General features: G+C 41.8%; 33 protein-coding genes. 24 read left to right on the plus strand and 9 right to left on the minus strand.

The features are described from left to right. Genes FET73_RS06105 through FET73_RS06130 form a run of 6 tightly spaced genes read left to right on the plus strand, consistent with a single transcriptional unit; the run spans position 1 to position 4804 of the window. A complete protein-coding gene (locus FET73_RS06105; RefSeq protein ID WP_154223010.1) occupies positions 1–537 on the plus strand; it encodes a 3-hydroxyanthranilate 3,4-dioxygenase in 537 nt (178 codons plus the stop codon). 9 nt (positions 538–546) lie between these two features. Then, on the plus strand, positions 547–1563 hold the full coding sequence (locus FET73_RS06110) for an amidohydrolase family protein (RefSeq protein ID WP_179952123.1): 1017 nt from the start codon (positions 547–549) through the stop codon (positions 1561–1563). A 24-nt stretch (positions 1564–1587) separates the two neighbouring features. Next, a complete protein-coding gene (locus FET73_RS06115) occupies positions 1588–2400 on the plus strand; it encodes a cyclase family protein (protein WP_154223011.1) in 813 nt (270 codons plus the stop codon). Next, the gene (locus FET73_RS06120) at positions 2397–3233 is read left to right on the plus strand and encodes a DMT family transporter (protein WP_154223012.1); all 837 of its coding nucleotides are present in this window, start codon (positions 2397–2399) and stop codon (positions 3231–3233) included. Before FET73_RS06115 ends, FET73_RS06120 begins: the two co-directional genes overlap by 4 nt. A 27-nt stretch (positions 3234–3260) precedes the next feature. Continuing rightward, positions 3261–4424, plus strand: coding sequence for a trans-sulfuration enzyme family protein (locus FET73_RS06125; RefSeq protein ID WP_218944272.1), 1164 nt, complete (start codon positions 3261–3263; stop codon positions 4422–4424). Beyond that, entirely contained in the window at positions 4421–4804 is a 384-nt protein-coding gene (locus tag FET73_RS06130) for a VOC family protein (protein WP_179952124.1), read from the plus strand. Before FET73_RS06125 ends, FET73_RS06130 begins: the two co-directional genes overlap by 4 nt. Before the next feature lie 183 nt (positions 4805–4987). Here the strand turns inward: FET73_RS06130 and ggt are convergent, their stop codons facing one another. Beyond that, positions 4988–6682, minus strand: a complete 1695-nt coding sequence (gene ggt / locus FET73_RS06135; RefSeq protein ID WP_154223013.1) for a gamma-glutamyltransferase — start codon at positions 6680–6682, stop codon at positions 4988–4990. A 114-nt stretch (positions 6683–6796) separates the two neighbouring features. On the opposite strand from ggt, the gene FET73_RS06140 reads away from it, so the two are divergent. From FET73_RS06140 to FET73_RS06150, 3 genes are all read left to right on the plus strand, one after another. Further along, positions 6797–7345, plus strand: coding sequence for a hypothetical protein (locus FET73_RS06140; RefSeq protein WP_154223014.1), 549 nt, complete (start codon positions 6797–6799; stop codon positions 7343–7345). Further along, positions 7338–7931 carry a hypothetical protein gene (locus tag FET73_RS06145; RefSeq protein WP_154223015.1) on the plus strand — a complete coding sequence of 198 codons (594 nt, stop codon included), beginning with the start codon at positions 7338–7340 and terminating at the stop codon, positions 7929–7931. Before FET73_RS06140 ends, FET73_RS06145 begins: the two co-directional genes overlap by 8 nt. Before the next feature lie 124 nt (positions 7932–8055). Then, the gene (locus FET73_RS06150) at positions 8056–8250 is read left to right on the plus strand and encodes a hypothetical protein (protein ID WP_154223016.1); all 195 of its coding nucleotides are present in this window, start codon (positions 8056–8058) and stop codon (positions 8248–8250) included. 2 nt (positions 8251–8252) lie between these two features. Here the strand turns inward: FET73_RS06150 and FET73_RS06155 are convergent, their stop codons facing one another. The 4 genes from FET73_RS06155 to FET73_RS06170 are packed head-to-tail and all read right to left on the minus strand — an operon-like array spanning position 8253 to position 12459. Continuing rightward, positions 8253–9344, minus strand: a complete 1092-nt coding sequence (locus tag FET73_RS06155; protein WP_154223017.1) for a saccharopine dehydrogenase NADP-binding domain-containing protein — start codon at positions 9342–9344, stop codon at positions 8253–8255. Then, a complete protein-coding gene (locus tag FET73_RS06160) occupies positions 9341–9958 on the minus strand; it encodes a DUF4166 domain-containing protein (RefSeq protein ID WP_154223018.1) in 618 nt (205 codons plus the stop codon). The genes FET73_RS06155 and FET73_RS06160 overlap by 4 nt, the downstream gene beginning before the upstream one ends. Further along, complete coding sequence (locus FET73_RS06165) at positions 9958–10512, minus strand: CAP domain-containing protein (protein WP_154223019.1); 555 nt, start codon at positions 10510–10512, stop codon at positions 9958–9960. Before FET73_RS06165 ends, FET73_RS06160 begins: the two co-directional genes overlap by 1 nt. A 54-nt stretch (positions 10513–10566) precedes the next feature. Then, positions 10567–12459: a DUF2207 domain-containing protein gene (locus tag FET73_RS06170; RefSeq protein WP_154223020.1), complete on the minus strand. Its 1893-nt coding sequence runs from the start codon at positions 12457–12459 to the stop codon at positions 10567–10569. A 71-nt stretch (positions 12460–12530) separates the two neighbouring features. Here FET73_RS06170 and FET73_RS06175 point away from each other — a divergent pair, with 71 nt between their 5' ends. From FET73_RS06175 to FET73_RS06245, 15 genes are all read left to right on the plus strand, one after another. Then, positions 12531–13082 (plus strand): RNA polymerase sigma factor, encoded by a 552-nt coding sequence (locus tag FET73_RS06175; RefSeq protein ID WP_154223021.1) that lies wholly within the window; start codon positions 12531–12533, stop codon positions 13080–13082. Further along, entirely contained in the window at positions 13079–13804 is a 726-nt protein-coding gene (locus FET73_RS06180) for a protein kinase family protein (protein ID WP_154223022.1), read from the plus strand. The genes FET73_RS06175 and FET73_RS06180 overlap by 4 nt, the downstream gene beginning before the upstream one ends. Before the next feature lie 10 nt (positions 13805–13814). Beyond that, the gene (locus FET73_RS06185) at positions 13815–15506 is read left to right on the plus strand and encodes a HEAT repeat domain-containing protein (RefSeq protein WP_154223023.1); all 1692 of its coding nucleotides are present in this window, start codon (positions 13815–13817) and stop codon (positions 15504–15506) included. 24 nt (positions 15507–15530) lie between these two features. Continuing rightward, on the plus strand, positions 15531–16529 hold the full coding sequence (locus FET73_RS06190; RefSeq protein WP_154223024.1) for a HEAT repeat domain-containing protein: 999 nt from the start codon (positions 15531–15533) through the stop codon (positions 16527–16529). 206 nt (positions 16530–16735) lie between these two features. Next, positions 16736–17122: a VOC family protein gene (locus FET73_RS06195; RefSeq protein WP_154223025.1), complete on the plus strand. Its 387-nt coding sequence runs from the start codon at positions 16736–16738 to the stop codon at positions 17120–17122. A 32-nt stretch (positions 17123–17154) separates the two neighbouring features. Beyond that, positions 17155–17556 carry a hypothetical protein gene (locus tag FET73_RS06200; RefSeq protein ID WP_218944273.1) on the plus strand — a complete coding sequence of 134 codons (402 nt, stop codon included), beginning with the start codon at positions 17155–17157 and terminating at the stop codon, positions 17554–17556. Beyond that, the gene (locus FET73_RS06205) at positions 17534–17974 is read left to right on the plus strand and encodes a hypothetical protein (RefSeq protein ID WP_154223026.1); all 441 of its coding nucleotides are present in this window, start codon (positions 17534–17536) and stop codon (positions 17972–17974) included. Before FET73_RS06200 ends, FET73_RS06205 begins: the two co-directional genes overlap by 23 nt. A 109-nt stretch (positions 17975–18083) precedes the next feature. Further along, positions 18084–18335: a type II toxin-antitoxin system prevent-host-death family antitoxin gene (locus FET73_RS06210; RefSeq protein WP_179952125.1), complete on the plus strand. Its 252-nt coding sequence runs from the start codon at positions 18084–18086 to the stop codon at positions 18333–18335. Further along, positions 18319–18609, plus strand: coding sequence for a type II toxin-antitoxin system RelE/ParE family toxin (locus FET73_RS06215; protein ID WP_154223028.1), 291 nt, complete (start codon positions 18319–18321; stop codon positions 18607–18609). Before FET73_RS06210 ends, FET73_RS06215 begins: the two co-directional genes overlap by 17 nt. A 7-nt stretch (positions 18610–18616) precedes the next feature. Continuing rightward, the gene (locus FET73_RS06220) at positions 18617–18940 is read left to right on the plus strand and encodes a GIY-YIG nuclease family protein (RefSeq protein WP_154223029.1); all 324 of its coding nucleotides are present in this window, start codon (positions 18617–18619) and stop codon (positions 18938–18940) included. Between the two features lie 176 nt (positions 18941–19116). Beyond that, positions 19117–20181, plus strand: a complete 1065-nt coding sequence (locus tag FET73_RS06225) for a hypothetical protein (RefSeq protein WP_179952126.1) — start codon at positions 19117–19119, stop codon at positions 20179–20181. A 79-nt stretch (positions 20182–20260) separates the two neighbouring features. Continuing rightward, entirely contained in the window at positions 20261–20692 is a 432-nt protein-coding gene (locus tag FET73_RS06230) for a hypothetical protein (RefSeq protein WP_154223030.1), read from the plus strand. 66 nt (positions 20693–20758) lie between these two features. Next, a complete protein-coding gene (locus FET73_RS06235) occupies positions 20759–22075 on the plus strand; it encodes a DUF2130 domain-containing protein (RefSeq protein ID WP_154223031.1) in 1317 nt (438 codons plus the stop codon). Then, positions 22072–22491, plus strand: a complete 420-nt coding sequence (locus tag FET73_RS06240) for a hypothetical protein (protein ID WP_218944274.1) — start codon at positions 22072–22074, stop codon at positions 22489–22491. Before FET73_RS06235 ends, FET73_RS06240 begins: the two co-directional genes overlap by 4 nt. Before the next feature lie 56 nt (positions 22492–22547). Further along, positions 22548–23339 carry a hypothetical protein gene (locus FET73_RS06245; protein WP_154223033.1) on the plus strand — a complete coding sequence of 264 codons (792 nt, stop codon included), beginning with the start codon at positions 22548–22550 and terminating at the stop codon, positions 23337–23339. A 377-nt stretch (positions 23340–23716) separates the two neighbouring features. Here the strand turns inward: FET73_RS06245 and FET73_RS06250 are convergent, their stop codons facing one another. The 4 genes from FET73_RS06250 to FET73_RS06260 form a co-directional block, all read right to left on the minus strand. Further along, positions 23717–24652 carry a transposase gene (locus tag FET73_RS06250; RefSeq protein WP_154223034.1) on the minus strand — a complete coding sequence of 312 codons (936 nt, stop codon included), beginning with the start codon at positions 24650–24652 and terminating at the stop codon, positions 23717–23719. Positions 24653–24769: 117 nt separating this feature from the next. Next, on the minus strand, positions 24770–24895 hold the full coding sequence (locus FET73_RS15395) for a hypothetical protein (RefSeq protein WP_281347591.1): 126 nt from the start codon (positions 24893–24895) through the stop codon (positions 24770–24772). Between the two features lie 22 nt (positions 24896–24917). After that, positions 24918–25214: an IS3 family transposase gene (locus tag FET73_RS06255; RefSeq protein WP_154223035.1), complete on the minus strand. Its 297-nt coding sequence runs from the start codon at positions 25212–25214 to the stop codon at positions 24918–24920. Positions 25215–25219: 5 nt separating this feature from the next. Further along, positions 25220–25519 carry a transposase gene (locus FET73_RS06260; protein ID WP_154223036.1) on the minus strand — a complete coding sequence of 100 codons (300 nt, stop codon included), beginning with the start codon at positions 25517–25519 and terminating at the stop codon, positions 25220–25222. Positions 25520–25584 lie beyond the last annotated feature (65 nt).

Raw genomic sequence — 25584 nt, forward strand, 5'->3', positions numbered from 1 at the left:
ATGAGTTCAAATAAACCCGTTCCACCGTTTAACTTTCAAAAATGGATAGATGAGCACCGAGATTTACTCAAGCCACCGGTGTGTAACAAGCAAGTATTCGAAGATGACGACTTTATTGTGATGGTGGTCGGTGGGCCTAATGGAAGGAGAGATTACCACTACGATGAAGGTCCAGAGTTCTTTTACCAGTTGGAAGGTGAGATGTTGTTGAAGACACAACAAGATGGTCAAGTGGTTGATTATCCTATCAAAGCAGGAGAAATCTTCTTGCTACCACCTAAAATGCCCCACTCTCCTGTCCGGTTCAAAGACTCCGTGGGTTTAGTGGTTGAGCGCAAACGTTTGGATGATGAGATGGATGGCTTGATGTGGTATTGCGAAAATTGTAACCACTTGTTGTATGAAACCTATTTTAAGTTGCAGAGTATTGAAAAAGACTTTTTGCCCGTTTTTGATGGTTTTTTTGCTGATGAATCACTGCGTACTTGTGATGAATGTGGCACGGTGATGCCTGATTCAAACAAGTTGTCATTATAAGGAGGTTTGATGTTGAAAATAGACATACATACTCATATATTACCCGAAAACTGGCCTAACTTACGCGAAAAGTATGGATATGGCGGCTTTGTTCAACTAGACCACACCGGTTGTGGTTGTGCCAGAATGCTTTTGGATGACAAGCCTTTTCGTGACATCGAATCCAATTGCTGGGATCCGCAAGCGCGACTTGCAGATTGCGACCAGCACGGTGTCCATGTACAGGTTTTATCGACCGTTCCAGTGATGTTTTGTTATTGGGCCAAAGCCAAAGACACCTACGATTTAGCACAATTTTTAAACGATGACATTGCCCAAAAAGTGGCAGCTAACCCCAATCGTTTTGTTGGTTTGGGCACTTTACCCATGCAAGACCCGGATTTAGCGATCAAAGAATTAGAGCGTTGTGTTAAAGAGCTGGGCATGGCAGGAGTCCAAATTGGCTCTCATATCAATGAATGGAACCTTAATGAACCGGCACTGTTTCCCGTGTTTGAAGCGGCTCAAGATTTGGGGGCTGCGATTTTTGTTCACCCTTGGGATATGGTGGGTAAAGAGCAGATGAATAAATATTGGTTGCCTTGGCTGGTGGGTATGCCAGCAGAGACTTCATTGGCTATTTGTTCTTTGATATTTGGCGGTGTTTTGGAGCGTTTGCCAAATTTGCGCATCGCATTTGCTCATGGCGGCGGTGCATTTCCAGCCAGTATTGGCCGCATTGAGCATGGTTTTGATGTGCGACCAGATTTGGTGGCTGTGGATAACCCACACAACCCGCGTAAATATTTGAAGCAAATGTATTTAGACACCTTGGTGCATGACCCGGGTATGCTGAAGTTTTTGGTTGATTTGATGGGGCCAGATCGCTTGGCTTTGGGTACAGATTATCCTTTTCCCTTGGGTGAATTACAACCTGGAAAATTGATTGAAAGCAGTGGTTATTCTGATGAAATCAAAGCCCGTATGTTATCCGGTACGGCTTTGGAGTGGTTGAATGTTTCGGCTCAACGTTTTGCCTTGTCATGAGCATTTTTTCATGAGTGCTTTGTTATGAAATTGGCTGTTCAAGGCTTTACGTTTGATTTAACTAAAACACCAGAATCCATAGGCATCACTTTAAATTTTGAAGGCCCACAACCGAATCATTTTGGTGCGACGGTGGCTGCGGCGCAGCCAATGCAATCCGGAAGTTTTGTGGGTGATACACGCCAAGGTGGTTCTTGCAATGCACAGGATGTTTATCTTAATCCACACTGTAATGGTACCCATACTGAGAGCATATCCCACATCATTGATGAGCTTTTGGCGCCACATGAAGTGATCAAACAAGCACTGGTATTAGCACAAGTGGTTACTGTAAAACCTGAAGCTGGTTATACAGGAACCGACAGATACCAGCCGGTCCTTGAAAACAATGACAAAATCATCAGTAAGAAAAACCTTACAGCTGTGTGTAAAAGCATACACACTGGTGTAAAAGCATTGATAATCAGAACCTTACCGAATGATGAGTCCAAGCAGTCTTATCAATATGGTGATGAGGTGCAGCCTCCATTTTTCACCAATGACGCCATGAAATGGCTTGCAAAAAGTACAGAAATTGAACATTTGTTGGTTGATATGCCCTCAGTTGATCGGCTTTGTGATGATGGGTTGCTAAGTAATCACCGATTATTTTGGAACGTTGCTGCAGGTTGTCATCAGTTGAAAGATTCACAATATACCCACAAAACCATCACAGAAATGGCGTACATTCCACAAAGCATCGAAGACGGTATTTACCTGCTTAATTTACAAACACCGAAGTTAAAGTTAAACGCGGTGCCGAGCCATCCAGTGATTTACCACCCAGAAAACAATTGAAAACGATAAGCTATACCCTACTTGCCCTATTGGCATTTGCTGGAAATTCAGTGTTGTGTCGTTTGGCACTGGCAACAGGTGAAGCTGACGCCTTGGGGTTTACAGCAGTTCGTTTGATTTCAGGGGCGGTAGTTTTGATGGTTTTGATGCTGATTAGGTATAATGATACAGCCAAGGACAAGTCATCATGGACACAACAATGGATACCTGCTGTTATGTTGTTGGGTTATGCCTTAGGGTTTTCATATGCCTATAACAGCCTGAGCACGGGTGCAGGTGCTTTGATTCTGTTTGCCTCTGTTCAAATCACCATGATGGTTGGTGGTCTAATGAAAGGACACCAGCCTAACGGTTTTGAGTGGTTGGGCATGGTTTTGGCCAGCAGTGGCCTGTTGTATTGGCTGTGGCCTTTATGGGGACAGCCTGGATTGATTGGTTTGTTGTTGATGTGTTTTTCTGGTTTTTGTTGGGGGGTGTATTCCTTGTGGGGTCAAAAAACCAAAGACCCTATTAAAGCCACAGCATTGAATTTTATTTTAACTGTACCTTTTTTGGTGCTTCTGATGATGTGGCAATGGCCATCGGTTGAAATAACAGACAAAGGCGCTTTATTTGCTGTGGTATCGGGTGCCTTGACTTCGGCGTTGGGTTATGTGCTTTGGTATGCCGTGTTGCCTAAATTAAGGGCGGTGCAAGCGGCGGTTTTACAATTAACAGTACCCATCTTGGCGGCTCTTGGTGGCTTACTTTGGTCAAAAGAACCCATTACACCGACTTTGTTTATCGCCACAATATTGGTGTTCAGTGGTGTTTTACTGACCCAAAAAAAGTAAAATCATGTCTTTTCCAAGCTGAAAGTCATGAGCAAAGCATCAAAACCAAACACTGCAAAGCACTTTGCCACCATGGCAATTCAATCCACCGAACCAAAGGGTGATGAAACGGGCTCTGTAGCCAACTCCATATATCCCACCACCACGTTCAAGCGTGAACTCGATGGCAGCTATAACAGTGGCTATATTTACACGCGCCATGATAACCCCAATCGTCAGTTGTTAGAAGAAGCACTGGCCACATTAGAAGGTGGTGAAACTGCCTTTGCTTTTGCTTCAGGAATGGCAGCCATTTCAACCATGTTTCAAGCCTTGAAAGCAGGTGATCATGTAATCCTGCCTGATGACGCTTATTACTCTGTTCAAGCGGTAGCCAAAGATGTGTTTAAACGTTGGGAACTGTCACACAGCATTGTTGACATGACCGATTACGAAGCCGTTCAAGCAGCCATCAGGCCAGAAACGGCCATGCTTTGGTTAGAAAGCCCATCAAATCCACAGTTAAAGATCAGTGACATTACTGCTTTGTCAAAATTAGCTAAAGCCAATGGTGCGATCACGGTTGTTGATAACACCTGGTGTACGCCAGTGCTTCAAAAACCTTTGAATTTAGGGGCTGATGTGGTGATGTATTCGACAACAAAATATTTTGGAGGACATTCCGATTGTTTGGGTGGTGCATTGGTGCTTGGTGAACCTGTATCAGAAGAATTGGCGCCAGTGCTTAAAAACATTCAATCACTGGGAGGGGCTGTCCCTGCACCTTTCGACTGTTGGTTGATGACCCGAGGTATTAAAACGCTGTATTTGAGGCTTAAACAACAGTCAGAAAATGCGACAAAACTGGCCAAACATTTGTCCACTCATGAAAAAGTGGCGATGGTCCACTTTCCGGGCTTGCCGACACACCCGCAATACGATTTATCAATGAAACAAATGCCAGAGGGTTCAGGTGCCATGTTGTCAGTCCAGTTGGGCAAAAGCCAAGCAGAAACCATGGCATTGATTGGCAAGCTGAATTTGTTCACAGCGGCAACCAGCCTAGGAGGTGTTGAAAGTTTGATTGAACACCGCAAATCTGTAGAAGGTGATGACAGCTTAACACCTGATGATTTGTTGCGAATTTCAGTGGGTATAGAACACATTGATGACCTGACTGCAGACTGGGATCAAGCGCTGGATAAACTGTGAATTTAAATCAAGTTACGATGCCAGTACGTGACATGCGGGCAGCCACCAGTTTTTACCTTAAATTGGGTTTTATACAGATTGTAGATACAGCACATTATGCGCGATTTGAATGCCCCAATGGCGCCAGCTTTTCCTTGTCACTGGAAACAGAGCCATTCAACAACGGTGCCACCATTTATTTTGAATCAAAGGAATTAGACCATTGGGTAAGTGTGATAAAAACGAAAGGCGTATTATTCGATCAAGAACCAATTGATCAGGACTACTTGTGGAGAGAAGCTGTATTGCATGACCCATCTGGTAATAAAATTAAATTGTATTGGGCTGGAGAAGATCGATTGAACCCACCTTGGCGAGTCAATTTGAAAGAAGAAAATTGAAGGCAAAAAAAATCCCAATCGGGTTGGACTGGGATTAAGAGGTATAACCGAATGTTTGAAATCGGTTTAGGACACATTTCTTAATTGATACAGTAACATACGAACTTTTCTTAATGCAAGTAATTTAATTAAAAAAATCAAGAAAAGCTTGTAAGTTATTGATGTTATGTGTCCTTAATGTGTTTAATAACCAGCTGCCTGTCCATCTTTGCGTGATTCTGAAGCACCCCAATAAACACCATTTTCAGCTTTTTGAATGGCTTGGTAACCGCCATAAGGCCCATTGGCAAATTGAATTTTGTGTCCCATTCGCATCAGTGCGCGGATGGTAGGGTATGAAAAGCCACTTTCTAAATTCAAAATACCGCCATCAGTCATCATTTCACCAGTGGGTTCAGATGATCCCGTGTGGTGAATACGTGCGGCGTCACCAGCTTCTTGCACATCCATGCCGAAATCTATCATGTTGATGATGATTTGAGCATGACCTTGTGGTTGCATGGCACCACCCATCAATCCAAAACTCATCCACGGTTGATCATCCTTGGTGACAAAGGCTGGGATGATGGTATGAAAAGGTCTTTTTCCGCCCTCAAAGGCATTAAAGTGCCCTGCTTCTAGAGAAAACATTTCACCACGGTCTTGAAGAATAAATCCCAGCCCAGGTGGTGTCATTCCTGAACCCATACCTCGGTAATTACTTTGAATCAAGGAAACCATGTTCCCATCCTTATCTGCCGTGGTCAGGTAAATGGTATCACCATGAGATAAAGCCACATTACCTGCAGGAAAATGTTTGCCTGCCTTATTCTTGTCAATCAGTTGTAGTCGTTTTTTGGCATAGGCTTTGCTGATGAGTTCTTCCACGGGCAATTGATTAAACTCCGGATCGGCATAGTATTTGGCGCGGTCTTCAAAAGCCAGTTTTTTAGCCTCAGTGAACAGGTGAACATACTCTGGGCTGTCATGACCTAATGATTTAAGGTCGAAATTTTCTAACAGGTTCAATATTTGTAAAGCAGCAATGCCTTGACCATTGGGTGGTAATTCCCAGACATCATATCCACGGTAATTGGTGCTGACTGGATCGACCCAGTTGCCACGGTGATCAGCTAAATCCTCAACAGATAAAAAGCCGCCTTGCTGTTGAATATATTCGGCGATGGTTTTGGCTACTTTACCTTTATAAAAAGCATCACGGCCCTCTTTGGCAATGGTTTTCAGGGTGTTGGCCAAGTATGGGTTTTTCCATATTTCACCATGTGCCGGTGCTTCACCATTATTAGTGAATTGTTCAATAAATCCGGGGTATTTGCTGAGAAGTGGTGTCGAACGGTTCCAATAATAGGCAATCAGTTGAGAAACAGGAAAACCCTGTTCAGCATAGTTAATCGCTGGTTGTAGCACTTCAGACATGGGTAGTTTGCCTAATTTACCATGTAACATAAACCAAGCATCTACCGTGCCAGGAACTGAAACGGGTAATGGGCCATGTGAGGGAATTTTGTCATAACCATTGTCAATAAACCATTGACGGGTTAACGATTTCGGTGAGCGGCCTGAGCCATTCAGCCCATGTAATTTTTTTGTTTTGGCATCCCAAACAATGGCGAATAAGTCACCGCCTATACCATTACCAGTAGGCTCAACCAAACCCAGTACTGCATTGGCTGCAATGGCTGCATCAATAGCATTCCCACCTTTTTTCATGACATCCAAGGCCACTTGAGTTGCCAATGGTTGGGATGTGGCGGCCATGGCATGACCTGCCAATACGGGAGATCGCGTAACAAAATCCTTCCCGGTGACACGGTCAGCGGCATAGGAAAATGATCCAGTGGTGAATAATGTGATTAAAATATAACTTAAGTATTTCATTGATTTGTCCCAGTGGTTTATTTATGTAATCAGAATTTAAGAAAATAATATAGCAGTTACTTTTCTCTTCTTGAGTCGTTAAGATTATACGTAATAAAATAATCACCAGCAAAAATGACTGATCATAATTACAGTAAAGATGGCTTATTACAGTTTTTAAAAGAAGCTGCAGTATCAGGTTTAATGAATCCAGCCGTAGCGCGCAGCAGAAAAACAGCAGCTCAACAGCTTTTAGAACATGTGACGCCTGATGAACGAATCAATTTACGACAATTGGATGTGGATGAATTATGCTCGCGAATTCATAAGTTGGAAAATTCAAGTATCAGGGAAGAAGCCTTGAATTTATACAATGCCAGACTGCGGTCTGCATTGGATGATTATTTTGTCTGGTTAGAAAGTCCAAGGCAATATAAGGAAATGGGCTTGGGGCAAATACAAGCACCTACCCAAGAGAAAAAACGCAGCAGAAAAGAACAAAAGGCACTGGAAGCCATCACCCTCAAGCAAAGCACTCAACCCGATGACATCATTCCAATACCTTTACGCAAAGGATTAACGGTATATATGAAAGGCTTGCCATTAAACTTTACATCTGAAGAAGCTGAAAAAATTTGCCGTGTGATCAAGGCCTACGCACAAACAGGAGGTACAGATGAATAACAAGTATATGATGTATGCGCCAATGGCGGTGTTTGGCATAACGGCTTTCTTTTTGTTTCAATATTTTTCTGCAGACAATTCTGAAACGGCATTCAGGGACAATATCGTTCCAGAATTGATAGGCTTTTGTCTAGAAGGTTTTTTCTGGATAGGCTTGTTGTCATATTTTCAAAAAACCAGAGAAATGCAAAGAAAGAATGAGTTGTGGTTGTCTCTCAGAGGTTCGTTGCGCAGCTTTTTATCATATTTAGATATTGGTTTTTTAGAAGATAATGCGGAGCCAAGCAGTTCAACTGCATTGGAAAACGACCCGGCCATTATTCAGCAGCTGATTGAAAAACTCGATAGGCAAACCTTAGACCTTGAAAGCCTTCAAATGCTGAAAAGAACTTGCTTATATTCTTTGCCTTTGGTGAGAGATTTGGTACCCGTTGCGGCACAATTAAGTGCGACACACATGCGTTGGTGGATTGCGATTTCAGATGACATGCGCAGAATTGGTCATGCAAATGACAGAGACAGCATAGAGAAACAGGTGATGTTGTTATTAAAAAACATCCAAGAGTTCGATGGTATGAGCTATTAATCATTGTTTAATAGCGATATTGTTAGTCACAGGTGCAAAATGTCAACAAATGTGATATTTTAAATAGACACTCCTATGATTTTAATTGGAGTGTCAATGTATTGAATAAGAAAAGGGTATAGCTATGTTTGGCATTTTTGGAAAAAAGAAAAAAGATGATAAAGACGTTACTCCAGTAGACAGAAGGCGCAGCCAAAGAAGAAAAGGCAGCGAACCCAGAAGAGCGCAAGTTCGTTGGGAACCTGACAGAGAAGACCGCAGAAAAGGCGATAGACGTGGCGGTTCAGGTCATTGGAATGACAACAAAGGCATGAGATAAATTTAATGGGTAGTCACTTGTAAATGTGACAATTCATTTAAATATTCTTGTAAGCTTATTAAACCCACACAAGGTAAAACACCTTTTGTGAATGTATTTTTTTTGGCCAATTTATCTGCCAAAATTACGGCTGGAACGGTAGGTATAAAGGGGCCATCCCCTCCTTTAGCAACTAGAAACCAACGGCGTTTTATCAAAACGCCTTCCTTATTTCTTCCTTTAACAACCACGTGCATACCACCGTCATCACTACCAAACCTGTCAAATAACCGGCTCATTTTCATCCAAAACTTGGCATGCTCTGATAACTTCAATGGCAGACCTAAGCGGACCAACCAAGAGCAAACCCAAATACCCATGTGTAGCAGTTTACTTTCCATACCAGCAGAAAAGTGTAACTTTGAGATGGGGAAAAATTCAGGTAACAAGTCCAAATCGGGGACTTCACAGTTACCCATCAATCGACTGCTGATCTCAGGATATTTTTGTAAGTAAGTATCTTGCCACCCATGACGTTTTGTTGCATCGCAGATAATGGGCCGACCAATATATGACAAAACAGCTTGAGCTGTGGCTAAACCTCGGTCTGTTTTTTGGCCAGGTGAGATGCCATATCGGACATCATCAAAAGTGGTTATACCATCTTCTTGAAATTGTGCCAAAACAGCAGAAGACAAAGCTGGGACGGTACTTGCACCAGTGATGGCGGTGACACCAGCATCTTTAGCATCTTGGTCATAATGACGAATACCTTGAATAAATTCACGCCCATCTGATAAATCAATATAATCTACTTTGTATTTCAAACATGCTGCTAGCACCTTGAAATCCTGACCTTGAAACGGCCCGCAAGTATGAATAACAACCACTGGATGAGTTTGTTCAATGGCTTGATCTAATCCTTGATTGATATCAAAACAAAGTGCTTTGCTGAGGCTGTGGTTGAATGTCATATTCAAAGAATCAACCAAGTCACGTGCTTTGTTTTCATTTCGACCAACAATCAATAAATCGTGCCCTTTGGAAGCCAGTTGAGAAGCAATGCGCTTACCAAAAGACCCATAACCACCTAATATCATAATGGGTTGATTCACAGTTGTGTTTCCTCAAATATACCAGTTTGATAAAAAGTGATGCCGAGTATGGGGTGTTTCATGGTGATGCTGAATCGAAACTTTCCTTTACCATGGCTGTGGGCGAGGTCCTCATGAATCACATGTGTTTCACCGGGGCTGAGCCAGTGTGGTAATGGCAGATACCATCTGAAAAACTGCCAAAAATAGCGTGAGCTTTTGAAATGTAATTCGCTGTTTAAAGCATAAACATCAAGAAACATACCAAATCCACCACCAACACATTCCATCATGCGACCTTCATCGTCTTTTTTTACAGAAGTAACACTGAATGACTTCCTGTCAGGAAAGTGATAAGTTCTTTTCCAATAAACACCTTTTTTGCCAGTACGGGTGGTCAGTTGAACGGTCATCGGAATGTCAATCCCTTGGTGTGGAGACAAGGGGTTGCCGATGACTTTGGTTAGAGTGGCGAATAACCATCCTGAACGAGAACACTCAATATGTTCCATCATACCTTTGTAAATTATCGGTTGCTTTTCAGAAGGTAAGCGATTGAACCTGCGTTGAACGTTTGGATGTAACTGGTGCCAACTTTTACCCAAAGCCCATTTAATGGTGTTGTGCTTTGACATCACTTTTTAATTGGAGACAACATGAATTCTTTGTGAATGTTAACCGCTGTAGAAGCTTTGTCTTGGTCTCCAAAAAGCACCACCCAATAATGCTCATAAGGGGTGTTTTTATTGTATAAATAGGCCACGCCTATGTCATTTTGTTCTGTGAAATAAGGGTGCTCTCCCAACAGCAAAATGCGATGTGGCTCAGAATTTAAAAAATCCTGAAATGCCACTTCTGTGTCTGGCTCACCTCCAGCAATGGCTTCAACCTGATTACCCAAAACAGGATATCGTTTGGATAAATCATAACCATTTTTTCTTAACAAGTGGTTAGGAGTGGTATGGCCGGCATTGTGAGAAATGTCCAACTCTTTTGCTAACAGATGGGCTTTGATTAATGCAATTTTACTGAGTTTTTGATTACACTGTAACTGGGGTCTTTGTTGTTTATTGTGTTCAATAATGGCATGGGCTAATTCCTGTGAAGCAGGGTTGTTTCCACATGAATTATCAGCAGCCGATTGACCGAAGAGTAAGACTAACAACAAAACTGCAATTGATTTTTTCATTGAGAAGGGTTCGTATAAAAGTAGTCAATATACCATACAGAATTGTCTGTGTAATCACCAACCACCGCCACCGCCGCCACCTCCACCGCCGCCAGAAAAACCACCGCCAGATGAAAAACCACCAGACGAACTGCCGCCTGAAGATCCTGAAGAGCTGGGTGTGGTCATGGCAGTAGAAACTGTAGACGACAAACCTCTGGTTAGCGAACTTATGTTGTTGCTGAAAGTTCCGCTTTTAAAAGTTGTGCCATGGTACCAAGTAGGCTGATAACCGTCTTTTTCTGTGGCTTCTGCTAACTGTAGGGAAAAACGTTCTCCCCAAGCATTTTCGAGATTCAATGCAATGGCATAAGGTAACAATGCTTCATAATGCGACAAGTTTTGTTCAGGTGGATGTAACAGGTTCAGTCGATTAACTTCCGCCGTGCGCAAATACAGTTTTAGTCCTTCAATCTGATCTTTAAGCTGGCGACCAAAAAGCGTGGGCGCACGCAATAAATAGGCAAACAACAAGTTACCAAAGAAAATCAATCCAACAAATGTACAAGGCAACCAATGCGTCATGAACCATTCACTGAGCTCCACATAAGAACCAATTAAACCCAGTACAACAAGAATCAAAAGCCAAGGCGCACCGACAATAATGACGATGAACATACCCGCGAAAAAACAGGCAAATAACATCATAAAAAACAGTACAAAGCCACCCATGATGTGACCATACAAGGTATAGAAAAAAAAGTAAGATAAAAATAAACTGATCACCCATCCCCAAGAGATTTTGTCCCAGTTATCAACAAAACACTTTTCCTTGTATTCGTCCTTTAATGCTTTTGTTAAACTGATTTTTGCAGAAGCGACTTTGCTGTGGTATTTCTTCTTTAAATGTACGGCGTGGTTGCCACGGCCAAATAACTTACTCTTGATGTTTCTTTCACCGCGCGACAGCGGATGTTTATTAGGCCTGTCTTTGGGTTTGATCTTGAACAGCTTTTCAGTTTGCTTGATGGTGACAAAGCCCTTAGTAGCTAAAGACAAAATTGCTGCGGTTAAACTTTTTTCATCAATCAATTCTTTATCTATATACCTTACAGCGGCAGGTGATAAACCTTTGGGTGCTTCAAAACGGGGAATAATCACACCAGCTTTAGGGTCCCTGCCATGATGGTGCCATGCCCTGATAAAATAACTGAGATAAAACAAAAATAAACCACCTGTTAACAACCAGGCCAAATTATCAGCTATAAACCCAAAAGGATCTTTCTTAGGTGGTAAGAAAACCCCTTTAGGAAGCTTCAAGCCAATGGTCAGTCCCTGGTGTGCGGATAAGCCTTGAGTCATAGTGAAACCCAAAAGTTCACCCTGATTATTTATTCGGGCATTTTGATCGGTTTGTCCTTGATAGCCTGTCCAAAACTGCTGTGATAACACTTTTTCATGGCCGTTATTGGGTAGCTTGATATTGACAGAGGCATCATATATGGGAAATTGCCAGCCTGTTCCAGTCACATTCCAATAAAACTCATCATAGTCTGTAAAATAGCCTAACTGATTGTCTGTCTGGTAATGAATTTGGTAATCATGTTGACCCTTGGGTAATAAGAAATTTGATGAGCCTATATAAATACGGATGCCATTATTGAGCTTTTCTGTGTGATATGGAGAAGCTTTGCCGTTGCGTTTGACTGAGATAACATCAAAGGGTACTTTTCTTTTGGTCATTAAAGGGCCGAAATATTGGGTAGGAAAATCACGGTAAATGCCACGTTTGATGTCCCAGCCTTTGGCATAAACTGAAATGTGTTCAACCACATCAATCAAGCCACTTTCATTAATGGTGATGTCGCTGTGGTACGATAAAATCGCCTCTTCTGCATGGGATACATTGCTGTTGATCAACAGGTAAAAGCACAAACAACTGATTCGAAAGAGGTTAAATAAATTCATAACTACCACACTAAAGTGAAAAAAGTTTGAAATAATTATAACCAAATTAATCGCATGGCGTTTAAGCAGGTATGAAAAACGAAGTTGAACAACAGTGGATTGAAAAAGCGCAGCAAGGCGATGCCCTCGCCTTTCGCCAGATTGTGCTGCACTATGCCAAGGCCGTTAATGCTTTGGCGTACCGCTATACAGCAGATGCTCAGCATGCTGAAGACATTGCGCAAGACACGTTCATCAAAGCGTTTCAAGCGATGTCACGTTACCGTGATGACTATAAATTTTCCACATGGCTGTTGCGAATCACCACCAATGCATCCATTGATCATTTAAGAAAAACGAACCGTCAGTTGGCATTTTCTTTGGACACAGAAGATCAACAAATTGATGTACCAGAAAATCACCAAATTCCAGAAAAGCAACATGAATTGCAAGACAGTTTAAGTCATGCCATGTCGCGACTGACTGACGTAGAACGTCTGGCCATCACCATGAAACACCACCAAGGCTATTCGATTGCTGAAACGGCAGAAAAACTCAACATCAAAAGCAACGCTTGCAAACAAACCTTATTCAGAGCGGTGCAAAAACTCAGACAACAGCTCACCACCGAGGTCAGTATATGAACATCAGTGAAGAAAAACTTATGTTATTGCACATGGGCGAATTGAGCCCAGAAGAATCGGCTGAATTATTAAAATCAGCTGAAGTGTGCAAACAACTCAATCTATTGGAGGCAGACATGCAAGCCTTTGAATTAAAAACCCAAAACCCACTACCAGAAGATTACGGACACCAATTATGGAACCGAATCAGTGAAGACATCAAAGCTGAAGAAACCCGTTTCAATGAACCCGGCTTTTTTAAAAAACTAGCAGACTGGTTTCATACACCTCAGTTTTCATTTGCCAGTATGGCGATGGTGGCCATGTTGGTGGTTACAGCCTACTGGATGGGCAGACAAGACGTCATAGAAAATACAGATTTCAGTCAACAGCTGTTGGCACAAAACATACAAATGCATTTAACGCAAAGCGAAATTTTCCTGACCCAAGTCAGCCACGCATCGAACAATTCGACTGGTGGTAACACGGGAACGGAACTACAAACCATGGCACAGCGATTATTGATCAGTAATCGCATTTATAAAAAAGCATTGGCTGGATATAACAGCCAATTTACCCAACAAGTGTTGTCGGACTTGGAGCCGGTGTTACTAGAAGTAGCCAACCGATCCAAAACTCAACTGGCGGTCATGCCAAACACAGGAAACAACAGGGCTCAGGATTTATTGTTTCAAGTGAAAAGTATGAAAAAACAACTGGCCAATGACAACGTGATAATTTAAGGAGAATTCCATGAACTTACCTACAAACTTTTTAAAGTTAAACATCAAAAAAAAGCTGCCACTGGTCTTTGCCATTTCAATGCTAACAGCCACAGCAGCCGCCAACAAAACCCAAGATGCTTATCAAACAGGGCACTTGGCCATGGCACAGCAAAAATGGTCACAAGCACAAGAATCTTTTGCCACTGCAGCAAGTGATAAAAGCTTGGCCGATTCAGCGACATACTGGCAGGCTTATGTGTTGTATCAAAACAACCGACACGGAGAAGCCAAGTTATTGGTTAAAAAACTGTTGAAAGAATACCCTAAAAGCCAATGGGCCGATGATGCACAGATGTTGTTGCTAGAAAATGGTGATGCTGAAATTCCTGTGCCACCCATGCCAAGGATGATAAATAATACCCACATCGTTTCACCGCCAGCCAGTCCATCAAAGGTAAAGGCTGTGCCAAGAACTTCGCCCCGTCCATCAGCCCACCCAAGGCCAAATGCGGTGCCGCGACCAGCACGTCCACCACAAGCACCGACTTTGGATGCTGAAATGCGTTTGTTTGCAATACAACAAATCATGTTCAGCAATCCAGAGAAAGGATTGAAATTGATCAAAGAAATGTTAGAAAACGATGAGGCGGGTGCCAGTAAAGTACATGCGCTTCAATTACTTGGAATGAGCCAAGATGAACAAGCTGCGGAATTATTATATGACTTGGTTATGGATGAAGAGAATGAAGGCCTTAAAGGCCATGCCATACAAATGTTAAGTATGCGCCAAGATGCCAAAAGTAAAGAACGCTTGTTGGGCTTGTATAAAAATGAGAACAACCGTGACACCAAGGCGGCCATCATCCAAGGCTTTATCCACAGTGACGACAGCAGAACTTTAGAGCGCTTGCTGGCCAAGGAAAAAGATCAAGATTTGAAGTTACAAATGATTCATGTACTGGGCATCATGGGAGACAGTAACGTGTTGACAAAAATGTACCGTACACAAGATGCAGTTGAAGTGAAAGCGGCTTTGTTACAAGCCATGGCCATGTCTGGCGAAGCCGCTGAAGTGAAGCGTGTGATTGCCCAAGAAAAGTTACCAGAAATCAGACAGCAAGCGATCCATGCCTTGATGATGTTGGGTGATGTAGATGGTGATTATTTGCTAGATTTGTATAGTAAGGCGAAAAGTGCAGATGAAAAGCACATGATCAGTAACGTCATGATGACCAGCGATTTACCACCAGAGATGGCAAAAAAACTGTATCAACAAGAACAAGATTCAGATGTAAAACGCAGCTTGTTGATGTTGATGATGACATCACAGTCCAGCGAAGAACTGGCCGGGCTTTTCAAAGAGGAAAAAGACCCTGAAATTAAGAGAGAAATTTTACAGCACATTGGCATGATGCAAGGTGTGGATGAATTGATGTCACTGTACAAAGAAGACCCAACTGTTGCTGAAAGTGAAGGTTTCTTTATGGCATTCGGGATGACAGACTCAAGTGAACACAATGATTTTTTATTGGATCAATTTGCAGCAGGTAATCACCACACACAACAGCAAATCCTCGAAGTGTTCATGATGCAAGGCAATGCCGATCCATTGGTGGCATTGTATAAAGAAGCCACCACAAAACCGATGAAAAAACGCATTTTAGAAATGCTGGTGATGACGGATGCAGACCGTGTCATTGAAGTGATAGAAGCACCTTAAAATCGAACCAAACAGGAGATCATTATGAAAAGTATAAGAAGTTATTTGGTAGCAGGCATGATGGCCGCAGTAAACATGGCATCAGATGCATTGAACATTGAAAACATCACTGGTCAATCTTTGACCCAGTATGTTGAGGGCAACAAAAAGGAATCGCAGTGGATTGGTTACCAAGTAGTAGCGGCTGAAAACACCACGTCCATGTGTTGCTGGGATGAGGGATTAAAAGACGGCGAGTCTGCCGTTTGTGATTTGAGTGATTTGACAGGCAGTTATGGCTCAAGTAGTCAAAACGGCCTCACAGAAAACATCCGAGTTTTTGTGAATTTAAAACAAGGACAAGCGCAAAAAATCATCCCCATGGGCGATGCCTGCCCAGTGGTTGCCGAAGGCATCACAGTGGACTGGATAGAGGACGTCAGTAATCAAGAAAGTATCACCTGGTTAGCACAACAAGCAGAAGCCAAAGGTGATGACAACGGCAGTTTGTACACATTGGCCATGCACCAAGGCCAAGCCGCAGCCTACGCATTGTCAGTATTGGCAAAAAAACAAGGTGAACATGCCAACTCAGCGGTGTTCTGGTTGGGTCAAAGGCACAATGATGGTGTACCTTTTTTGAAAGGCTTGTTATCTGAGTTACCTCAAGGCGAATTGCGTAAAAGTATTAATTTTGCGCTCAGTCAAAATAAACAACCAGAAGCATTAGAAGCCTTATATGGCATTGCTCGAAATGGTGCAGATCAGTCTCAACAAGCCGATGCCATTTTTTGGCTCAGTCAAGTTCAAGACAAAGGTGAAGTTGTACCATTTTTGATGTCTATATTGAAAGACAGTGACAACAAAGAGCTGTCAGAAAAAGTTATCTTCAGCTTGTCACAGTTGAACATGGATGTTGCAAACAACGCCCTATTCGATATTCTCAAAGGTGATTATGACCGAGAAGTAAAGAAAAAAGCTTTGTTTTGGCTCAGCCAATCAGATGACGACCAAGTATCTGAACAACTGGCCGCGTTGTTATAAAGAACCTAAGTTAAATAAAGGGTGTGAAGCACTGCACCCTTTGTACCCTCCCTACTATTCAATTAATCTAAAACCCTCATCACAGCTAAATTTTATGGGTGTAAGTATATTAAATAGACTGTAACGTCACCGGCTCGCCGGCATTTACAAATACCCTTTTATAAGTTTAAATAATAAACCTGTTATTAAACATATAAAGGAAAAACATGAAAATTTGGATCAGCGGCATCGCAGTTGACGACCAAGCCAAAGCGTTTGATTTTTATACCAACAAACTGGGCTTCAAAGTAAAAAATGACATTCCCATGGGCGAACACCGCTGGCTGACATTGGTTGATCCAAATAATGAAAATGGCACCGAATTGTCATTGGAACCCAATATTCATCCTGCTGTGCCACCTTACAATGCACACCTTAAAAAAGACGGCATTCCCATCACATCATTTGCTGTGGATGACCTTGAATCAGAATACCAAAGGCTCAAAGCATTGGACGTGATATTCACCCAAGAACCAACCGATGCCGGCGATTACAAGATTGCAACCTTGGATGACACCTGTGGAAATTTAATACAATTGATTCAATTGGGTTAAAATTCCACATTCAATTGAACACAAGATCAACTATGACTAACATCCTGAATAACATGAATTACTTTTACCGCAATGCCATTTTCACACGAAAAAATAACCAAGTGGCATTGGTCAATATTGATGACTTGGAGCAAGTCTCTAATTTAGACGAATGGTTGGGTGTGGTGGTATCACTGGCAGATGGAAAACACACCATCAAAGAGCTGATCGAATACATGAGCCATCAGTATGTAAATGCACCTGATAACTTAGAAAAAACGATTCATTCTGTCTTGAACCGATTGATAGAAGGCGACATTGTGCGTTTGAGTGAAGGTAAAGTTGAATTGCCCTATTATCTTGCCGAACCCGTGGAAAACATGGACATTGAAAAAGCGCGGGCCTTGATAACAAAAGATGGCTATGCTTTTGATGGACAAGACACAAAACATTAACAAACCATTGATAACCGGAGCCTTGTTATGCGCCTTGGCTTCGCTGGCACATATGGGCTGCATCATCTTTGGTGCCGACTGGTATCGCTTTTTCGGTGCCGGAGAGCAGATGGCCCGCATGGCCGAACAAGGCTTGTGGTACCCGACAGTTGTGACTTCAGTTTTGGTCACGGTCTTGGCAATTTGGTCGCTTTACGCCCTATCAGCTGCGGGTGTGATTCGCAGCTTGCCATTAATTCGTTTGGCTTTGTGTTTAATCAGTGCCGTTTTTATTTTACGGGGCATCGGATTTATGGAATTGATGCCCATGTTCCCTGAAAACAGTCTGACTTTCTGGTATGTCAGCTCGGCTATCTGCTTGACCATTGGTCTGTGTTTTGCTGTCGGCACTTATCAACAGTGGCATAAATTGAGATAACTTTACTTTGGTTGAGGTTTCTAAATGAGGTGAGCCTTGACTTTTGTTGTCTATTTTGTTCAATTTATCTATAATGTTCATTATGGATAATTTAAACACACGACATTCAATGACTTCTACAAAAGCCAAACAAGAATTTGGTGACGTCATCATGCGCTCACAAATATCACCAATTAGCGTGACTAAAAACGGCAAACCAGTTGTGGTCATCATGTCTGAAACTGAGTATCAGGAAATGAAACGACAAAACCTACGATCAGCATTGATTCTTGGAGAGCAAAGTGGTGATGCAGGAAAATTAGACATACAAGACATCAAAAGCCAGGCCAGAAAAAAGATGGCAAATGCTCAAAGTTCATAAACAAAGTTCAGCTGAAAAGGATTTAATTGATATTTGGATATACACATGTGAAAACTGGGGAGTGCGTCAAGCAGATGTGTATTCAGATGCGATTGACGAAGCCTTACAAACCATGGCAATGAACCCAGGTATTGGAATTAAAATAGATGACATCAGGCCGGGCTACTTCAAATGCCAAGTCAAAGAACACATCATTTTTTATACAGCCACCAGAGATAAAATAAATGTCATTCGTGTCTTAAATCAAATGATGGACTGCGCCCGCCATTTGTGATTAATTAATGACGACACTCAAAGCCAAACCCTACAGCCTATACATCCTGCTGTGCGATAGCAAAATACTTTACACCGGTATTGCACAAGATCCAGAAGCACGCTTGATTCAGCACCAAAGCAAAAAGCCACCCGGCGCCAAATTCACCCGCCGTTTTAATCAACTGGAAATCGTCTACCAAGTCGAAGTCGGCACACGCTCAGAAGCCCAAAGTTTGGAATACCATGTTAAAAAATTGAGCCGACATCGCAAGCTGAGATTAATTCAAGAACAATGGAAATTAAGTGAACTGCGGGAAGTCATGCATTTGACGAATCGTGCGGTCGAATGAGATAATCCTTAAACAATAATCACTGATGATTGTATCTTTGAACTTCTATTGGCATGTTCTGACATGCTTTAAGTGACTAGGACGCTCTGAAAAACCGATGGCCAACTTAACCACACATTAAGTCGGCTGATACTTGATAAACCATGAATTAAGGTTCATGAACAATGGGACTCACCATGACAGACAAGAACAAACAACCAGCACCGGGCTGGGTTGGCGGCTTTGAACAATCTAACCAATTATTTTCCTACCCTAATCCAAACCTCTCTTCATTGCCCATGCTCGACAACATGGCGAACATCGACAAGCTACAAAGACAACAACAAGTCCTTTGGCCCGAATTCAGCTGGGAAACCCGCAAAGGTGAAAAAGACCCGAAACGCTGTTATCAGATGTTCGCCCCAGACATCTCACGTTTGGGTTACACCGACGAAGGCCGTGTCTTTTCTATCATTTGCCCACAACAAGGCGCCTATTCGCCACAATTCGGTGCATTGAACGTCGAAGTCACCGTCACAGGACAACGCGGCTGGGTTAACGAAGACACCAAAGAAATGGCCGCCGACATGGAAGTGGTGGGTAAAATTTGGTTCAGCCCCAGCGCCAAACAAAACAAGTGGGTTAAAATTCTTTGGGACAAGTTCGCAGACAGTAAACTGCCCTTCCCCAGCTCAAAAGCCAACGCCATCATGGTCACCACACACAATCCAGGTAACCCTGAACAAGGCATTTTTCCTTTGATTAAAAAGCAAAGCAAAAACTTCCCCATTCCAGACTTCGCTAAACACGAAGATGAAGCATGGGACGTTTCGCACCTCGATGTTCAAATCGGCCCCATCACTAAAACAGGTAACAAAACCGTCGATGAATTCAATCAACTGTTCCTCGACATCTTTAACCTCGCCACCGGAAACATGTTACAAAACGGCAACATCCTCAGTTGGAACGTCTGGTTCACAGCTCCCGATTTGGTTGATAAAGTCGAATGGAGAAACCATGCTGAATATTGGCGCGACTCCATCGACACCGGCCACGGTAGCCCAGATGGGCCCGGCACAACAGCGAAATATTTCGATGGCACACCATTCAGCGCTTGGGACAGCCTGCTCCATACTGAAGAAGAAAAAGTCATCAAAAGCTTAGAAAGCTGGGCAGAGACCAAAGCCGAATCGCTCATAGAAACCCGCGCCGATGCCGAAGAGGCGATGATTAAACACTTCATTGAGAAGCATGGTTTGTGATAAATTGACTTAGGTAAGCCTCAATAACTGCTTACTTATGAATAAAGAGGGAATGCACCTATAACGACAACAATAAATCATGGCGAATATTTGTTCAATAATTAAAGAAAAGAGAACCGCAGGACAAACAGTTTGTCATGTTTTTCATGGGTCGAAGGTCCTTGCTCGGAAATTGCAACTTAAAAGACTTGGTTTTAATGATATTCCAGATGAACTTTGGATTGAAATTAATCGTTTGGATGCAAAAAGATTACTGACTGATTGTTTAGCACATGATTTGGCATACCAAATAAATATCATGCCAGAACAAAAGGCACAGGAGTTAGCCAGTGCATTCCTTAAATGTTTTGATAAAGATACGGCGTTTCTAACGAATCAAACGCATAATTTTGATAACATTGGTAAAGGGTTTCTCAGCTGGGAGCCCATCACTAATGCAACTTTCGATACTGGAATTATTGCAGTTAAAGAAGGAGTCGTTGGTATTCTATGGGTAAAAGATGAAGATTGAAAATCCAAGAAAAGAATAACATCAAGGGATTAGAAAGCAGTAATGTCTATTTAAGGAGAAAAATACATGCATGAAATCATCTGCCCACATTGCACTAAAGCATTCAAAATTGATGAATCAGGTTATGCCGATATCGTTAAACAAGTCCGCGACCAACAGTTCAATGAACAAATCCACGAACGATTGGAGCTGGCCGAGAAAGAAAAGCTGAACGCGATTGAATTGACCAAAAGCCAAGTCATCAGCCAATCGGAAAAAGCAGTGGCTGCCAAAGATGCCGAAATCAAAGAGCTGATGAACAAGCTCGATGCCGGTGATGTTAAGCAGAAATTGGCAGTGACTGAAGCCCTAAGCGCGGTAGAAAAAGAGCGTGACAAATTAAAAAACGAATTACAACAAGTCACCCAACAAGCCACGCATGACAAGCAAACGACATCGCAATTGGCCGAAGCGAAGTTGACTAATGAATTACAGCGGGTTGCTGCCGCCAAAGACGCAGAACTACAAAAATTAAAGAATGAGCTGGAACGCACCCAGTATGAAAAACAACTGGCCGAAACCAACTTCAAAGACAAATACGAAACCCAAATAAAAGACCGCGAGAATGAAATAGAACGCCTGCGCGACATGAAAGCCAAGCTTTCAACCAAGATGGTCGGTGAAACCTTAGAGCAGCACTGCGAAACAGAATTTAACCGCATCAGGGCCACCGCCTTTCCCCGTGCCTATTTCGAAAAAGACAACGATGCTTCGGCTGGCAGTAAAGGTGACTATATTTTCAAAGAAAATATTGATACAGACACAGAGGTCGTTTCAATCATGTTCGAGATGAAAAACGAAAACGATGAAACCGCGACCAAAAAGAAAAACGAAGATTTTTTGAAAAAACTCGATAAAGACAGAAACGACAAAGGCTGTGAATACGCCGTGCTTGTTTCATTACTCGAACCCGAAAGCGAATTGTATAACTCAGGTATCGTCGATGTGTCTCACCGATACCCGAAAATGTACGTCATCAGACCGCAATTCTTCATCCCTATCATCACATTAATCCGAAACGCCGCCGAAAACGCCATTAAATACAAAACAGAATTGGCCTTGGTCAAATCCCAAAACATCGACATCACCAACTTCGAAAATGACCTCGACGCCTTCAAAACCGGCTTCGCCCGAAACTACGAACTGGCCTCAAAAAAATTCAAAACCGCCATATCCGAAATCGACAAAACCATCGACCACCTCAATAAAACCAAAACCGCACTGCTCGGCTCAGAGAATAACTTAAGACTGGCGAATAATAAGGCGGATGATTTAACGGTGAAGAAACTGGTTAAGAACAATCCGACTATGAAGGGGAAGTTTGGGGATTTGGGGGATGAGTGATGGTTTTAAAATCCCACATTCGTCATTCCAGCCGAGCTTTAGCGAGAGCAGGAATCTTGATTTGTGATGTTGGGCTTCGCGTTGCTCAGCCCAACCTACCTTGCTCAAATGCAGAATTGTATTTCTTCTTAGATTGCGGAAAGAATAGAAGCTTTATGTCTCCTCTAGCCTACCATGCGAATAAGTTTAAGCTGGAGGAAGGCTATTTAAGTGATGCTACTAAGGAAATCATAGATATGTCGATGGATTATCTCGATGTCAAGGACCCAAAAACGGGGCAGTCATTTTTAGATATCGCTAGAGAGAATTTAAAAATTTCCAGAGAATTAAAAAAAAATATAGAAGCTGGAGCTTATAAGAAATTGCTGTTGTATGTTGGTGAGTTGAGAAATGAGAACGTTATATCTGAGAGATAAAAGAGATTGAGACAATCGACCCTTTATGAATACAAGCTAAAAAAGAAGATAAAACCATGAACAATCCATTAAACAACTTATTGATTATTTTAACACTCATTGTGAGTTATTTAGCGTCTGCTCAAAGTCCTGCTGAATTCTTCAAAACCGATATTGGTGCTGAGTACAAAATATGTTGTGGCAATATAGATAATCGAAATCAGCACATTAATTCATGCTTCAATGCTGAAGAATACAGTTTTTACCAAAAGGCATTGGAGAAAAAAGCCACCATTAAACCGACTATCAGCAACCAATGCATGGCTAATTTTCAATCTGTAAACCCACAGATTTCAAGCCTGCAAACTCTATCGAAAACTTTGCAGAAACTCACTGACGACGAACTCGCGCGGAAGCGGAAAGAGGTTAATGAGCAATATAATAGTGTTGCGAAGAGGGTTATGTGTCAGAGTAGTGGGCTTGGAAGCCTTAGTGGGTATAACCGAAATATAAAGAAGGCTACGAAAAAAAATGCAATAGAAGGTGGGGAGAGTTATTCCAAATCAGAGCTTTATTTCTTTTTAGAGTGTGGTGAAGCGAATGACTATATGTCACCTCTTGCTTATCACGCAAATCATCTTAAGTTAGAAGACGGAAAGCTAAGCCCAATGACGAAAGAAATTATAGATTCGTCGATGGAATATATTGATGTAAAGGACCCTGTCTCCGAACTGTCCTTTTTAGATATCGCGAGAAGAAACCTTCAGGCTTCACGGGAAATGAATAACTCTCGAATGGTAGGGTTGTATGAGGATGTATTACGATATGTTGAAATAAGAAAAGATGCAAATATAATAGCTGAGAGATAAAAGAGATTGAGACAATCGACCCTTTATGAATACAAGCTAAAAAAGAAGAAAAATCCATGAACAATCCATTAAACAACCTATTGATTATTTTAACACTCATTGTGAGTTATTTAGCGTCTGCTCAAAGTCCTGCTGAATTCTTCAAAACCGATATTGGAGCTGTAATACAGGACAGGCATTCAATGAGAGGTTGAATTAGATTTTCCAGCTTCAATTTCTGTTCAAAATTCGATTGATATTTGGGTTTTGAGGAAGTTTTACGAGTAAAAAGTTTGGAAAGGTGAAGATAAGTTGATTTTCAGTTATTTTGCCATATTCAAGCCGAGTGGAAGGGGTTCACAGAAGTGAATGATTAGATTTAAATTGTTGAATTGAAGCTATTCCAGTGCAGGAACTAATTTAAAACCCAGCTTCCATTTAGTTTTAGTTTTGGCAGCAAACTCTTTAAGTTGGGTAGCTGTTCCAACAGTAGTGAATCCGATTGATTTAAACCCTTTTAATTCTTCTAACCACGTGTCAGGATTGATGCCTAATTGGTCGATTGTCTTGGCAGAATCCTTGGCTATAAAACAGCGCTTATCGTCCCTGACACACCGTCCAGATTCATCAACCAAATCTATGTAACTAGACAGATAGTAAGGCAGATCATTTTCACCATTACCGAAGTTAGAAAGCCATGTTGATTTATTGCTAATTCGCTCCTGAATTGATGTGAACTCAGAATCACCTAATGCCTTAGCGATTCCTGCACGAATTGGATTTAAATCTACGTATGCCATACAAGTCAAAAGAGCTCTCTCGTCAAGCAGCGCTTGGCATTTGAAACGACTTTCCCAGAAATGTCCTGTGCAGTTATCTTCTTCGTTTGCCATTCGGGCAATGAATTCATTTATTGACTTCATATACCAAGATACTGACATCAATCTATTGCGGAACTCATTAACGTATTCTTTCACTCTGTGAAGCTCAGCTTCAGTCTCTATTTCACCTTTCAAATACTTATCACAAAGGACAGGTAAAGAGTACAAACTTTGCCACGTCATCAACACACGATTTGCTGGCCATTCTGTTGTATCACCAACACGCAAAACAATGTGAAAATGATTCGACATAATGGCATAAGAACAGACATCAATGCCGAAGACAGAAGTGACAAATTTAATACGATTAATGAGCCACTGGCGACGGTGCTCAAAGCACTTGCCAGTAACCACATCTTCACCGCATAAAAAGGCACGTCGAACACATCTTGATATGACGTGATAGAAGCGGGTTTCTTCAAGGCAGATTTGTTGTTCACGAGCTACAGTCATGATATTTCTCCAATAAAAACATCATTTTCAGGCTTTGAACAAATAATTGCCGCCCATAATCTCAACACGATTTGTAGTAAATTCACTACAACGAGTTAAAGTGGTGCATGTCCATGCTTAGCTTTTCTTACCATAGCTATGGTTGGTTTCAATGGCAGTTTGCTTGACTATTTTGAGCATTTTTTGTTTTTCTTCTGAAATGGGCTTTTCTTTGATTTGATCATAGTATGTGCTGGTAGCCATGTTAAATGTGCAACATAGCTCTTTAATACTGTATTNTGGGCCTGATGGCAACAACCTTAGCCGCTTTCATGAGACTGGCTGCTTTGTATTTTCCAACATGAAATCCTTCATTGTTTAATTGTTTTTTCATCCTGCGCTTACCATAGCTATGGTTGGTTTCAATGGCAGTTTGCTTGACTATTTTGAGCATTTTTTGTTTTTCTTCTGAAATGGGCTTTTCTTTGATGTGATCATAGTATGTGCTGGTAGCCATGTTAAATGTGCAACATAGCTCTTTAATACTGTATTCATGGTGTGCCATCTTTATTTTTTTGATCATTTGACTTAATCTTTTTGAACAAAGATGGCTGCGGCCTTTTTTAAAATTTCATTGTCACGTTTAGCCCGCCATAGTTCTTTTTTAAGTCTTTGGATCTCTTGTTGTTCTGCTGTCATGGCTTGAGCCCCTTGGGGTGTTTCTCCATTCATTTCATCAATATACTGCTTTTTCCAACGGCTTACTGCCGTTTGGCCAGCACCTGATATATCCATGATTTGTTTGTAGGAATAGCCTTCTTCAACCATCAACTTCGCATAATCACGACGTTGTTCAACCGTAAATGATAATCTTTGCTTCTTTGACATTTTTTAACCTCTGTTTCTTGTATTATATAGGCTAAGAATATGTCCGAGTTTATTAGACCATTACA

This window comes from Marinicella rhabdoformis (assembly GCF_009671245.1).
GTDB classification, from domain to species: Bacteria; Pseudomonadota; Gammaproteobacteria; order Xanthomonadales; family Marinicellaceae; genus Marinicella; species Marinicella rhabdoformis.

Excerpts from the sequence above, each read along its gene's own strand:
- FET73_RS06125 (WP_218944272.1), top strand. The coding sequence starts at position 3,261 with ATGAGCAAAGCATCAAAACCAAACACTGCAAAGCACTTTGCCACCATG.
- FET73_RS06185 (WP_154223023.1), top strand. The coding sequence starts at position 13,815 with ATGAACTTACCTACAAACTTTTTAAAGTTAAACATCAAAAAAAAGCTG.
- FET73_RS06180 (WP_154223022.1), top strand. The coding sequence starts at position 13,079 with ATGAACATCAGTGAAGAAAAACTTATGTTATTGCACATGGGCGAATTG.
- FET73_RS06150 (WP_154223016.1), top strand. The coding sequence starts at position 8,056 with ATGTTTGGCATTTTTGGAAAAAAGAAAAAAGATGATAAAGACGTTACT.
- FET73_RS06210 (WP_179952125.1), top strand. The coding sequence starts at position 18,084 with ATGACTTCTACAAAAGCCAAACAAGAATTTGGTGACGTCATCATGCGC.
- FET73_RS06215 (WP_154223028.1), top strand. The coding sequence starts at position 18,319 with ATGCTCAAAGTTCATAAACAAAGTTCAGCTGAAAAGGATTTAATTGAT.
- FET73_RS06175 (WP_154223021.1), top strand. The coding sequence starts at position 12,531 with ATGAAAAACGAAGTTGAACAACAGTGGATTGAAAAAGCGCAGCAAGGC.
- FET73_RS06160 (WP_154223018.1), bottom strand. The coding sequence starts at position 9,958 with ATGTCAAAGCACAACACCATTAAATGGGCTTTGGGTAAAAGTTGGCAC.
- FET73_RS06190 (WP_154223024.1), top strand. The coding sequence starts at position 15,531 with ATGAAAAGTATAAGAAGTTATTTGGTAGCAGGCATGATGGCCGCAGTA.
- FET73_RS06225 (WP_179952126.1), top strand. The coding sequence starts at position 19,117 with ATGACAGACAAGAACAAACAACCAGCACCGGGCTGGGTTGGCGGCTTT.
- FET73_RS06260 (WP_154223036.1), bottom strand. The coding sequence starts at position 25,519 with ATGTCAAAGAAGCAAAGATTATCATTTACGGTTGAACAACGTCGTGAT.
- FET73_RS06145 (WP_154223015.1), top strand. The coding sequence starts at position 7,338 with ATGAATAACAAGTATATGATGTATGCGCCAATGGCGGTGTTTGGCATA.
- FET73_RS06230 (WP_154223030.1), top strand. The coding sequence starts at position 20,261 with ATGGCGAATATTTGTTCAATAATTAAAGAAAAGAGAACCGCAGGACAA.
- FET73_RS06110 (WP_179952123.1), top strand. The coding sequence starts at position 547 with ATGTTGAAAATAGACATACATACTCATATATTACCCGAAAACTGGCCT.
- FET73_RS06195 (WP_154223025.1), top strand. The coding sequence starts at position 16,736 with ATGAAAATTTGGATCAGCGGCATCGCAGTTGACGACCAAGCCAAAGCG.
- FET73_RS06170 (WP_154223020.1), bottom strand. The coding sequence starts at position 12,459 with ATGAATTTATTTAACCTCTTTCGAATCAGTTGTTTGTGCTTTTACCTG.
- FET73_RS06250 (WP_154223034.1), bottom strand. The coding sequence starts at position 24,652 with ATGACTGTAGCTCGTGAACAACAAATCTGCCTTGAAGAAACCCGCTTC.
- FET73_RS06165 (WP_154223019.1), bottom strand. The coding sequence starts at position 10,512 with ATGAAAAAATCAATTGCAGTTTTGTTGTTAGTCTTACTCTTCGGTCAA.
- FET73_RS06235 (WP_154223031.1), top strand. The coding sequence starts at position 20,759 with ATGCATGAAATCATCTGCCCACATTGCACTAAAGCATTCAAAATTGAT.
- FET73_RS06140 (WP_154223014.1), top strand. The coding sequence starts at position 6,797 with ATGACTGATCATAATTACAGTAAAGATGGCTTATTACAGTTTTTAAAA.
- FET73_RS06245 (WP_154223033.1), top strand. The coding sequence starts at position 22,548 with ATGAACAATCCATTAAACAACTTATTGATTATTTTAACACTCATTGTG.
- FET73_RS06115 (WP_154223011.1), top strand. The coding sequence starts at position 1,588 with ATGAAATTGGCTGTTCAAGGCTTTACGTTTGATTTAACTAAAACACCA.
- FET73_RS06200 (WP_218944273.1), top strand. The coding sequence starts at position 17,155 with ATGACTAACATCCTGAATAACATGAATTACTTTTACCGCAATGCCATT.
- ggt (WP_154223013.1), bottom strand. The coding sequence starts at position 6,682 with ATGAAATACTTAAGTTATATTTTAATCACATTATTCACCACTGGATCA.
- FET73_RS06205 (WP_154223026.1), top strand. The coding sequence starts at position 17,534 with ATGGACAAGACACAAAACATTAACAAACCATTGATAACCGGAGCCTTG.
- FET73_RS15395 (WP_281347591.1), bottom strand. The coding sequence starts at position 24,895 with ATGGCTACCAGCACATACTATGATCAAATCAAAGAAAAGCCCATTTCA.
- FET73_RS06105 (WP_154223010.1), top strand. The coding sequence starts at position 1 with ATGAGTTCAAATAAACCCGTTCCACCGTTTAACTTTCAAAAATGGATA.
- FET73_RS06220 (WP_154223029.1), top strand. The coding sequence starts at position 18,617 with ATGACGACACTCAAAGCCAAACCCTACAGCCTATACATCCTGCTGTGC.